Consider the following 7,504-nt stretch of genomic DNA (forward strand, 5'->3'; position numbering starts at 1 on the left):
GCATCGCGCCCTCCCCTTTTTCTGTTTTTATGTTCAGGGTTCGCGCTCATGAAAATGATCATCACAATGCTGCTTGCCACACTGGTTCTGGCGGGCTGCGACCCGGCGGAGAGCCAACCGGCGGACACCGGCGCGGGCAAATCCGGCCCGGCCGCCGCCGACAACACGGCGCTGCGGCGCCAGCTGCCGCCGGACCTCGACAGCATCTATAACCAGGAAGCACCGATTCCGCCGCAGTGCTATACCCGCACCGAAGGCGACTTCAACCCCTGCTACACCTGCCATCAGACCTACGAGGACCGGGCCCGCCCGAACACCATGTGGGACGGCTATCTGCAGGGCGCTTATGACTTTTCCGAGCTAGGTGAAACCAACCACTGGCTCAACCTGTTCGTGGACCGCCGCGAGCAGGTGGCGAAGATGTCCGACCAGGCCATCATCGACTACATCAACCAGGACAATTACACCCCGGCGATGACCGACCTGGCCGAAGACAGCGACTGGCAGGGCCCGGTGCCCTACATCGAAGGCCTGCAGCAGGGCGCCCGGGCGTTCGACGAGCAAGGCTTCGCCAAGGACGGCAGCCACTGGGTGGCGTTCAACTACAAGCCGCTGCCGAGCACCTTCTGGCCCACCAACGGCAGCACCGACGACGTCATGGTGCGGCTGCCGGAGCCGTTCCGCACCAGCACCTGCGCCGATCACGACGCGGCGTCCCGGGACGTCTACCTGGCCAACCTGTCGCTGATGGAGATGGCGATCAAGGAGCTGGACCGCATCAGCACGCCGCCCATCGACGAGCAGGCGGTGTGCGCCGACCTGGACGGCGACGGCACCCTCGGCACCGCCCGCACCCTGCTGAAGCGCGACCACTACCTGGGCGGCGCCGCCGACGTGCCGGTCACCGACATGCTCTACCCGGAAGGCATTGAGTTCCTGCACACGGTGCGCTACGTGGGCGTGGACGCGCACGGCGGCATCGGCCTGCCGCCGCGCATGAAGGAAGTGCGCTATATGAACAAGATCCGCTTCTATAACAGCGCCCACCTGAAATCCCTGTACGGCAACGAGCACCAGGAAAAAGCCGAAGGCAACCTGCCCTACTACACCGACCACGGCGACCGGGGCATGGACAACGGCTTCGGCTGGATGGTGCTGGGCTTCATCGAGAAAGAAGACGGCAGCCTGCGCCCGCAGAGCAATCAGGAGCAGCGCTTCTGCATGGGCTGCCACACCACCGTGGGCACCACCATCGACCAGACCTTCGCCTTCCCGCGCAAGGTCACCGGCGCCGAGGGCTGGGGCTACATCGACATCAAAGGCATGCGCGACGCCCCTGCGATCAACCAGGACGAGGGCGAGATCGCCCAGTACCTGCGGCTGGTGGGCGGCGGCAACGAGTTCCGCGAAAACGACGAGATGCAGGCGCGCTGGTTCAACGAGGACGGCAGCCTCAAGCGCGACAAGGTGGCCGGCGCCGACGTCTACGAGCTGATCACGCCCAGCCGCGAACGGGCCCTGGCGCTGAACAAGGCCTACAAGCTGATCGTCGAAGAGCAGAGCTATTTGTACGGCCGCGACGCCACGCTGAAGCCGGCGGAGAACGTCTACCGGCACATCAATCCGGACGAAGTGACGCCGCTGAAACCGGAGAAGCGTATCGACGGCTATGACATCCGCCTGGACTGGTCGGCGGCCGGCGCCACGGAGTGACGGCCGGCCGCGACGGCACTACCCGAACGGGTGGCGCTGGACGATGGTCTCGGCCCGGTCCGGGCCGGTGGAGATGATGTCGATGGGCGCGCCGGTGACTTCCTCGATGCGCTTGAGGTAGGCACGGGCGTTGGCCGGCAGGTCCTCGAGTTTCTTAACGCCGATGGTGGACTCGGACCAGCCGGGCACCGACTCGTACACCGGGGTCACCTCGGAATAGCTGTCCGCGTCCCAGGCGCACTCCAGGGCCTTGCCGTCCGGGCCCTGGTAGCCCACGCAGATGTTCACTTCCTCGAGGCCGTCGAGCACGTCCAGCTTGGTCAGGCACAGGCCGCTGATCGAGTTGATCTGGATGGCGCGCTTGAGCGCCACCGCGTCGAACCAGCCGCAACGGCGGGCGCGCCCGGTGGTGGAGCCGAACTCGTGGCCCTTCTCCGCCAGGTAGCGGCCGGTCTCATCGAACAGCTCGGTGGGGAAGGGCCCGCTGCCCACCCGGGTGGTGTAGGCCTTGGTGATGCCCAGCACGTAATCCAGATAGAGCGGCCCGAAACCGGTGCCGGTGGCGGTGCCGCCGGCGGTGGTGTTGGAGCTGGTTACGTAGGGGTAGGTGCCGTGGTCGATGTCCAGCAGCGTGCCCTGGGCGCCTTCGAACATGATGTTCTCATCGCGCTCGCGGGCGCCGTGCAGGGTGGCGGTGACGTCGCACACCATGGCGCGGATGTCCTCGGCCTGGGCCAGGGTGTCGTCCAGGGTTTTCTGGAAGTCCACCGGCTCGGCGTTGTAGAAGCTGCGCAGGATGAAGTTGTGGTAGTCCATCACTTCACCCAGCTTGGCGGCGAAGCGCTCGCGGTGGAACACATCACCCAGGCGCACGCCCCGGCGCGCCACCTTGTCTTCGTAGGCCGGTCCGATGCCGCGCCCGGTGGTGCCGATTTTCTGGGCGCCACGGGCCACTTCCCGGGCCTGGTCCAGCGCCGCGTGCACCGGCAGGATCAGCGGGCAGGCGGAGGACAGGCGCAGGCGCTCGCGCACCGGCACGCCCTTGTCTTCCAGGCCGCGGATCTCCTTGAGCAGGGCTTCCAGCGACAGCACCACGCCGTTGCCGATCAGGCATTGCACGTTATCGCGCAGGATGCCGGAGGGGATCAGGTGGAGGACGGTCTTCTCGCCGTCGATCACCAGGGTATGGCCGGCGTTATGGCCGCCCTGGAAACGGGCCACGTAGGCGGCCTGATCGGTGAGCAGATCGACGATCTTGCCCTTGCCTTCATCACCCCATTGGGTACCGAGAATTACGACGTTCTTGCCCATGGCTGTTCGCTTTGGCCTGTCAGGAGGAAATGGATTGCAGGGTCCAGCCGTCGCCGGCGGACACCAGCTCGCGGTCGCACCCCAATTCAGCGGGATCATTATCGGCGCCGGCCAGAGCCAGCACCACGCGCTCGCCCTGGGCGCGCAGTTCCGCCACCCGGGCGGCGAAACCGGCGTCCGCCAGTTCGCCGCGGGCGAGCACGGCACCGGCGCGCGGCACCGGCGCCAGGGAAGCCAGCTTCTTCAGGTCGGCGCTGAAGCCGGTGGCCGGGCGCGCCCGGCCGAACACTTCACCGATATGGTCGTAGCGGCCGCCCTTGGCCAGCGGCTCGCTGTCGCCGGGCAGGTAGGCGGCGAACACACAGCCGGTATGGTAGTGGTAGCCGCGCAGCTCGCCCAGGTCCAGGTGCACGTCCAGGCCGCGCTCGGCGAGCACCGCCACCAGCCGTTCCAGATCGGCGAGCGCCCGGGTGGCGTCCGGAAAGTCGGCCAGCAGGCCGCGGGCCTGGGCGAACACGCCGGTGTCGCCGTCCAGGAACGGCAACGCCGCCAGCGCCCGCGCGGCGGCCTCCGGCAGGGCCTGGCGGTCCAGGAAGCGGGTCAGTTCGGTGCGCGCCTTGCGCAGATAGATGTCTTCCAGCGTCGCCTGGGCGGCGGCGTCCAGATCGCAGGCGTCCACCAGGGCGCGGAAAATGCCCACGTGCCCCAGGTCCAGCACCACTTTGTCGTTGGCGCCGGCCAGGGCCAGGGTCTCGCCCATCAGCAGGATCACTTCCAGGTCGCTGTCGCCGCCGGCGTGGCCGAACAGCTCGACGCCGAGCTGGTAGGGCAGCCGGGTGCCGCCCACCTGGGTGGGCCGGGCGCGCAGCGCCGTGGAGCAGTAACACAAACGGGTGGGGGCGTTGCGGCGCAGGCTGTGGGCGTCGATGCGCGCCACCTGCGGGGTCATGTCCGCGCGCACGCCCATCAGGCGGCCGCTGAGCTGGTCGGTGATCTTGAAGGTGTCCCGCTCCAGGTCACGGCCGGCGCCGTTGAGCAGGGACTCCAGGAATTCGATCAGCGGCGGGTACACCAGCTCGTAGCCCCAGGACTGGTACAGGTCCAGAGCCCGGCGGCGCAGTTGTTCGATGGCCCGGGCGCGTTCGGGAAGCACTTCCTCGACGCCGTCGGGCAACAACCACTGTTCTTCCTGATTCATCTTACGATCCCGAGGGTATTCAATCGACACAGGGGTCCAACGGAGGGCCGGCAGAGGTGGCGGCCACAAAAAAACCGGGCCTCGTGACCCGGTTGATGGATTCTAACACGTCCCCCGAGGGGCAGATACCCGCCGCCCGGCGGCGGGCACCCGGCGTTCAGCGGCCGCGGTTCTGCTTCATGTACTGGAAGAACTCGCTGTCCGGAGAGAGGATCAGCACGTCTTCCTTGGAATCGAAGCTGTCCCGATACGCCTGCAGGCTGCGGTAGAAGCGGAAGAACTCCTCGTCCTTGCCATAGGCGTCGGCGTAGATCGAGGTGGCGCGGGCGTCACCGGCACCACGCAGGCGCTGGGCTTCCTCGTAGGCCTGAGCCACGATCTGCGTACGCTGGCGGTCGGCGGCGGCGCGGATGCGCTCGGCGTCCTCACGGCCCCGGGCCCGGTGCTCGGCGGCGTCACGGGCACGCTCGGCGCGCATCCGGTCGAACACCCGGCCACGCACCTGATCCGGCCAGTCCACCTGCTTGACGCGCACGTCGACCACTTCGATGCCCAGATCCTCCAGGGTGGCGGCGTTCACTTCCTGGGCCACGGAGTTCATCAGCTTCTCGCGCTGATCGGTCTCGTCGCCCAGTGACGACGCCGCCGTGTCGGTGGACTCTCCACCGTCGTCGGCGGCCTCCGCCTCAGCCTCGGCCTCAGCGTCCGCCTCCACTTCGGAGGTGGTTTTCGGCTCGCCGTCGCCACCGCTGAGCAGGTCCGCGGTGGGATCCAGGGCGTCGTCGGGCAAAGCCCCGCCCTGGCCGGCCACCACTTCCTGCACGGTACGATTGGCGAACTGGTTACGCAGCGCCTCGTTGACACGCGGATCGAGCAGCTCCCGGGCGCGGCGCTCCATGGCCAGGCCGTCGTTGACGCCGGCGCCGACACTGACGATGTAGCGCTGCACGTCGGCGATGCGCCAGGTCACGAAGGCGTCCACGTTGAGCAGTTTCTTCTCGGCGGTCAGAAACGACTGGGTGGGCACGTCGTGGGTGAGCAGACGGCCGTCCACACGCACCACGTCGTCGATCAACGGCACCTTCGGGTAAATACCCGGTTCGATGTCCGCTTTTTCCACCCGCGCGAATCGCTTCAGCACGGCCTTTTCGGTTTCGTTGACGATGTAAAAAGAGTCCAGAGCCAGCAGCAACAGCACGCCCACTGCCACCAGCATCAGCCAGCTACGTGTGCCCATCAGCGAATCTCCGTGCGGTTGCTTTGGTACAGACAGCGCGAGCCGGAACGGCCACTGCCGCCGTCATCTGCGCCGGCGCTCGAGGTGGTCGACGACGAGGAGCCGCCGGAACCGCTGCCGCGGTTCGAGGCGCCGCTGTCGCCGGACACCGGCTGCTTGCCTTTGAACATCTGGTCCAGAGGCAGATACATCAGGCTGTCACTGCCCTGCGCGTCCAGCAATACCTTGCTGGAGTTGCTGAACACCTCGGTGAGGCTGTCCAGGTAGAGACGCTGACGGGTCACTTCCGGTGCCTTGCGGTATTCCGCCACCAGGTCGGTGAAGCGGGCCGCGTCACCCTCGGCTTCGGCCACCACGCGGACCTTGTAGGCTTCCGCTTCCTCGGTGATGCGCGCGGCCTGGCCGCGGGCTTCCGGAATCACCGAGTTGTAGTAGGCCTCGGCTTCTTTCTTGAAGCGGTCTTCGTCTTCCTTGGCCTTGGCCACGTCGTCGAAGGCGTCACGCACCGCTTCCGGCGCGGCGGTTTTGTCCAGCACCACCTGGTTGATCACCAGGCCGGTGTTGTAGCGGTCCAGATACTCCTGCAACCGCTCGCGCACCAGCAGACGGATGTCCTCGCGGCGGTCGCGCAGCACGTCGTCCATGGTCGAGCTGCCCACCACGTGGCGCAGCGCCGAGCTGGTGGCGTGCTGAAGGATGGTTTCCGGCGCGCCCACGCGCAGCAGGAACGCCTGGGGATCGAGTACCTTGTACTGGACTTCCAGGGTCACCGCGACAATGTTGGTGTCCTCGGTGAGCATTTCCTCGCTGATTTCGTAGCTGCGGTTCTGGCCCACGTCCACCGACATGCTTTGCTCGATGATCGGCGCGCGCCAGTTCAGGCCCGGGTCCACCATGCGGTTGAACTCACCGAAGCGCAGCACCACGCCGCGCTCACGCTGGTCCACCAGGTAAAAGCCCATCAGCACATAACCGACCACCAGCACCACCAGCGCCACCGCCAGCAGGCCGCCGGGGAAGCCGCCGGACGACTTGTTGCCGCCGCCACCGCCGCCGCCTTTGCCGCCGAACAGGTTGTTGATGCGGTCCTTAAGGTTTTTCAGCGCTTCATCAAGATCGGGCGGTCGCTGATCGCCACCGCCGCCGCCCCCGCCCCAGGGGTCCCTGGGTTTGTTTCCGCCGGGTTCATTCCAGGCCATTGAATTCTCCGTTATCCCGCTCTGTGCGAGCGTTCAGGATTGTAGGAAGGGGTATCCGTCTCTGCAACCGAAGGGTCATGAACACGGACCTGTTCTTCACGCAGGCCGGCTTCGCGCAGCAGACGTTCGAAGTGCACCCGATTGACATGTACCCGCAGCAGCATGCCGCCGTCGGTGGCCGCCTGTTCCTCGCGCACCTCGCCGGCCTCATGGAGGCGCGACCGCAACCGGCCGGCCTCCGGAGGCAACCGCAACCAGCGGTCCACCCAGCGGTCCGCCAGCCGCTCGGCGATCGCCTGATGCAACAGGTCGAAGCCCTCGCCGGTGCGCGCCGACAACCAGACACGCCAGGGCAGCCCCTGTTCATCGCGTTCCAGGTGCGGCGACGCGTCTTCCAGGGCGTCCACCTTATTGTAAACATGCAGCACGGGCACGGTATCCGCGCCGATTTCTTCCAGGACTTCGTTCACCGCGGCCACGTTGGCGTCGCTCTCTTCGACACTACTGTCTGTCACATGCAGCAGCAAGGACGCGTTAACGGTCTCCTCGAGGGTGGCGCGAAACGCCTGCACCAGCCGGTGCGGCAGGTGCCGGATAAAGCCCACGGTGTCGGCCAGAATCGCCGGCCCCACACCCGGGACCCGCACCTTGCGCAGGGTCGGATCGAGGGTCGCGAACAACTTGTCGGCCACGTAGACGTCGCCGGTGGTGAGCGCATTGAACAGCGTCGACTTGCCGGCGTTGGTAGACCCCACCAGCGAGATCAACGGCGTCTCCGAGCGGTCGCGGGCACGCCGGCCCTGGGCGCGCTGCTTGCGCACCTTGTCGAGCCGGGTCTGGATCGAG

6 protein-coding genes are annotated in these 7,504 nt (G+C 66.9%); 1 reads left to right on the forward strand and 5 read right to left on the reverse strand.

The annotated features are described in order from the left end of the window. The first annotated feature begins 66 nt into the window (after positions 1-66). Positions 67-1,713: a hypothetical protein gene (locus ACEQZD_RS01765; protein WP_370183609.1), complete on the forward strand. Its 1,647-nt coding sequence runs from the start codon at positions 67-69 to the stop codon at positions 1,711-1,713. Between the two features lie 18 nt (positions 1,714-1,731). On the opposite strand, the gene ACEQZD_RS01770 is transcribed toward ACEQZD_RS01765, so the two are convergent. The 5 genes from ACEQZD_RS01770 to hflX form a co-directional block, all read right to left on the reverse strand. Then, entirely contained in the window at positions 1,732-3,024 is a 1,293-nt protein-coding gene (locus ACEQZD_RS01770; protein ID WP_370183610.1) for an adenylosuccinate synthase, read from the reverse strand. Positions 3,025-3,043: 19 nt separating this feature from the next. Beyond that, positions 3,044-4,222, reverse strand: a complete 1,179-nt coding sequence (locus tag ACEQZD_RS01775; RefSeq protein ID WP_370183612.1) for an ATP phosphoribosyltransferase regulatory subunit — start codon at positions 4,220-4,222, stop codon at positions 3,044-3,046. A gap of 157 nt (positions 4,223-4,379) precedes the next feature. Beyond that, on the reverse strand, positions 4,380-5,459 hold the full coding sequence (gene hflC / locus ACEQZD_RS01780) for a protease modulator HflC (protein WP_335628067.1): 1,080 nt from the start codon (positions 5,457-5,459) through the stop codon (positions 4,380-4,382). Then, positions 5,459-6,658, reverse strand: coding sequence for an FtsH protease activity modulator HflK (gene hflK, locus ACEQZD_RS01785; protein ID WP_370183616.1), 1,200 nt, complete (start codon positions 6,656-6,658; stop codon positions 5,459-5,461). Before hflK ends, hflC begins: the two co-directional genes overlap by 1 nt. Before the next feature lie 11 nt (positions 6,659-6,669). Continuing rightward, on the reverse strand, positions 6,670-7,504 hold an 835-nt coding region (gene hflX, locus ACEQZD_RS01790; RefSeq protein WP_370183618.1), incomplete at its 5' end, for a GTPase HflX.

Origin of the sequence: Alloalcanivorax sp. (genome assembly GCF_964221125.1) — a bacterium.
Classification (GTDB): domain Bacteria; phylum Pseudomonadota; class Gammaproteobacteria; order Pseudomonadales; family Alcanivoracaceae; genus Alloalcanivorax; species Alloalcanivorax venustensis.